Annotated in this window: 3 protein-coding genes; all 3 read left to right on the plus strand. The window is 61.1% G+C overall.

From position 1 onward, the window contains the following. Window positions 1-565 (plus strand): DUF362 domain-containing protein (locus tag AB1609_17900; GenBank protein MEW6048320.1); only part of this gene is annotated, 565 nt, incomplete at its 5' end. Window positions 566-841: 276 nt separating this feature from the next. Continuing rightward, window positions 842-1,876, plus strand: a complete 1,035-nt coding sequence (locus AB1609_17905) for an NAD-dependent epimerase/dehydratase family protein (GenBank protein ID MEW6048321.1) — start codon at window positions 842-844, stop codon at window positions 1,874-1,876. A gap of 62 nt (window positions 1,877-1,938) precedes the next feature. Beyond that, window positions 1,939-3,753 (plus strand): bi-domain-containing oxidoreductase (locus tag AB1609_17910; protein MEW6048322.1); only part of this gene is annotated, 1,815 nt, incomplete at its 3' end.

The following is a 3,753-nucleotide window of genomic DNA, read 5'->3' on the forward strand; positions in this document are numbered from 1 at the left end:
TTTTGTCACCTTGCCTGTCCCCAAGGTTCACGCCATGACGGGGGTGTCCCTTGGCTTCAAGAATCAGTGGGGTTGTATACCAGACCCCAAACGGCTCAGACTGCACCCCTACTTTGACCGCCTAATCATCGAGATAAACAGAACCTTGAAGCCTCGCCTGGCGATCTACGACGGGACGTACTTCCTGGACAGGAGTGGACCGATGGAGGGTAACCCTCGCCGAATGGACCTTATTCTTGCCGCGAACGACGTAGGTGCCGGAGATTTGGCGTGCTGCGCTGTAATGGGTATAGACCCCCTCTGGATCGGACACTTGAGAGTAGCGCACCGCCTGGGGATGATGCCCCGCACCCTAGATGAGACCGTTATGTCAGGGGATGTCCGCGCCTTTCAGGTCAGTCCAAGATTCCGCCTACATCGTACAGTGGACCAATGGGTTGCGCTTGCGCTTTTTCACTCATCGCTGGGAACCAAAATCGTCTACGATTCCAAACTTGCCAAGCCCATCCATACGATCGTGTATTCGCTGAGGGGTGCACCAAAGGATTTTAGGCCGTCCTGGTAATGCCACCTGCCGGTTGCTCGGGCGGGTGGACGGAGCGATCTCGCAGGCTGCGGGAGTCGTTCCCGTTATTCGCCGTTGCCCGGCGTTCGCGTCGGCGCCAACTGAACTGGTACGGGGGAACCCATAATAGCTGAACAGCGGACATTGCTGCTGCCGAACGCGTTGCAGGGTTTGGCAATGTCCTGGTTTTTGGAATCATAATTCGATGTCAGCCGCGGACTCGCTGGCGAACCCGTCGGATTGAGCTGACTCGTGGGGCGGAGGAGGGTCGCGGGGATGCAATATCTCGAGGTAGTGGCACGTCAGAGCGTGTTGGTGACCGGTGGAGCCGGGGCAATTGGAAGCAATCTTACACGGGCGTTGTTGGACGCAGGTTGTCCCAAAGTCATCGTGCTGGACGACCTGTCAGCTGCCCCCAGGTGGAACCTACCCGAGGCCAAGAACCTCTTGTTCGTCCACGGTGACGTGGCAGATGAGGTTGTCCTCAAGAGGGTGTTCAACGAGTGGCCACGGGTGGTGTTCCACTTAGCTGCCTTTTTCGCAAACCAGAACTCGGTTGACTACCCGGAGCTCGATCTGAGGACCAACGGCTTGGGTACGCTCAGGCTCCTACAGTATTCGGTGCTTTCCGGTTGCGTCGAGAGATTCGTCTACGCATCCTCGGGCTGTTCTGTCTACGGCAGCGATGCTCCTCTTCCGCTGAAAGAGGAGTACATGTCCATGCACCTCAGCACTCCGTACCAGATCACCAAGATGCTGGGTGAGCTGTACTGCAACTTCTTCTACCACCACTACGGCTTGAAGGTGGTGAAGGCTCGGTTCTTCAATTCGTACGGGCCCGGTGAGGTGCCAGGGCAGTATCGGAACGTCATCCCCAACTTCATCTACTGGGCCATGCTGGGGAAGCCCTTGCCCATTACCGGCACGGGCGACGAGACGCGGGACTTCACCTACGTGGACGACTTGGTGGATGGTCTCCTGCGCGCAGCATACTACGATGTTGCCGTGGGGAGGGAGTACAACCTTTCCGGTGACGCAGAGATCCGGATCCGGGATTTGGCTGATACGGTGAACCGGCTGACGGGGAACACGGCAGGGGTGAGGTACCTCCCTCGCCGCAAGTGGGATACGAAGACCCGCATCAAGGCCTGCATAGAGAGGGCGCGGCAAGAGTTGGGCTATGAGCCTAAGGTGCCGTTTGAGGAAGGTCTCCGCCGCACCGTGCAGTGGTTCCGGGAGAATTGGGACCGCATCGTGCAGGCGGCCAGCTTTGGCCCGGGCATGTCTTCGGCGGTGCGCGAGCAATGGTGATCCCTGCGAGGTAGGCACGGATCGGTGCAGGCCTGGCACGCGGGGTGGATTGGAGGCATCGTGTGAAGCAGGTGGTACAGAACTACAGGACGGGTGAACTCACGGTTGCGGACGTAGCCGCGCCTGTCCTCCGACCCGAAGGCGTTCTCGTACGGAACTTGCGGTCCCTTGTCAGCGTCGGCACCGAAAAGCTCATGATGGACCTGGCGCGCAAAAGCTTGCTGGGCAAGGCGCTGGCGCGGCCCGACCTTGTGAAGCAGGTGGTCAACAAGGTCCGTACGGATGGGTTGCTCGAGGCCTACCGGCAGGCTGTAAACCGCCTTGATTCCCCCGTACCCCTCGGGTATAGTTGCGCCGGCACCGTAATCGCGGTGGGCAACGGGGTCGAAGGGATCAAAGTGGGCAGCAGAGTCGCCTGCTTCGGGAGCGGTTACGCCTCGCATGCTGAAGTCGTATTCGTCCCCAAAAACCTCTGCGCACTTCTTCCCGATGGCGTTTCGTTCGACGAGGCTGCGTTTGCGGGCGTTGGAGCCATAGCCCTGCATTCTGTGCGGTGTTCTCGCGCCGGGCTGGGCGAGCGGGTAGTGGTCATCGGCCTCGGCCTCCTCGGTCTGATCGCGGTGCAGCTTCTGAAGGCTTCCGGTTGCCGGGTTTGCGGCGTCGATTTGGATCCAGACAAGGTCCGGGTGGCTGGGGAGCTGGGCGCGGATGTGGCTGTGGCGGGCACGGCTGATGTTGTTCGTGCGGTGCAGGGGTTCACGGGCGGCGTTGGGGCCGATGCGGTGATAGTGCTCGCCAGTAGCGCAGATAGCCAGCCGGTCGAACTGGCAGCCGAGGTCGCCAGGGACCGTGCCCGCATTGTTGTCCCGGGGATGGTCAAGCTTGACCTGCCGCGCAAGGTGTTCTACGAGAAGGAGCTGGAACTCGTTGTCTCCCGATCTGCGGGTCCCGGCATATACGACCCCACGTACGAGCGAAAGGGGGTCGACTACCCCGTCCCTTACGTTCGGTGGACCGAGCAGCGGAACATGCAGGAGTTCCTGCACCTCGTGGCAGCCGGGAAGGTCAGGCTGGCGCCGCTGATAACGCACCGCTTCTCTATCGACGAGGCCGAAAGGGCTTACGACCTGATCCAGCAGGGTAAGGAAAGGTACATTGCAGTGTTGCTCACGTACCCGGAGACTCAGGCTCCGCCAACCCCCCGGGTTGAATTGCGCCTTCCCGCGGCACGGGCGCGGGCCGATGCTGTGCGGCTCGGCGTGGTAGGAGCCGGGCTCTTCGCCAGTACTACCCTGCTACCCATCCTCAAGGGCATGCCAGGAGTGGTGTTGAGGGGAATTGCCACAGCCAGCGGGTTCACCGGCCAGCACGCCGGTCGCAAGTTCGGCTTCGAGTACTGCACTACGGACTACCGCCAGATCCTGGAGGATCCCGAGATAGATTGCGTGCTGATCCTCACGGGACACAACCTGCACGCCCGCATGGTCGTAGACGCTCTGCATGCGGGCAAGCACGTGTTTGTGGAAAAGCCGCTCGCTCTCACCCTAGACGAGTTGCGGCAGGTCGTGAGCGCATATGAGTCCAACCCCAGGATTCTCATGGTGGGCTTCAACCGGCGGTTTTCGCCGTTCACCAGGCGTGCCAGGGAACTCATGTCCCGCACCGCCCCACTGTTCATCCACTGTCGCGTCAACGCGGGCCCGGTTCCGAGGGACAGCTGGGTGGTTGACGCCGGCGAGGGAGGGGGCCGCATCCTGGGAGAGGTGTGCCACTTCGTTGACCTCGCCCAGTACCTGGCCGGAGCGAACCCCGTCTGCGTCTACACGGTTGGTCTGCGGGACGGTTCGGGAATAGTCAGCGCCGAAGACGTATCCGTC

The sequence above is a fragment of the Bacillota bacterium genome (assembly GCA_040754675.1).
Lineage (GTDB): Bacteria > Bacillota > Limnochordia > Limnochordales > Geochordaceae > Geochorda.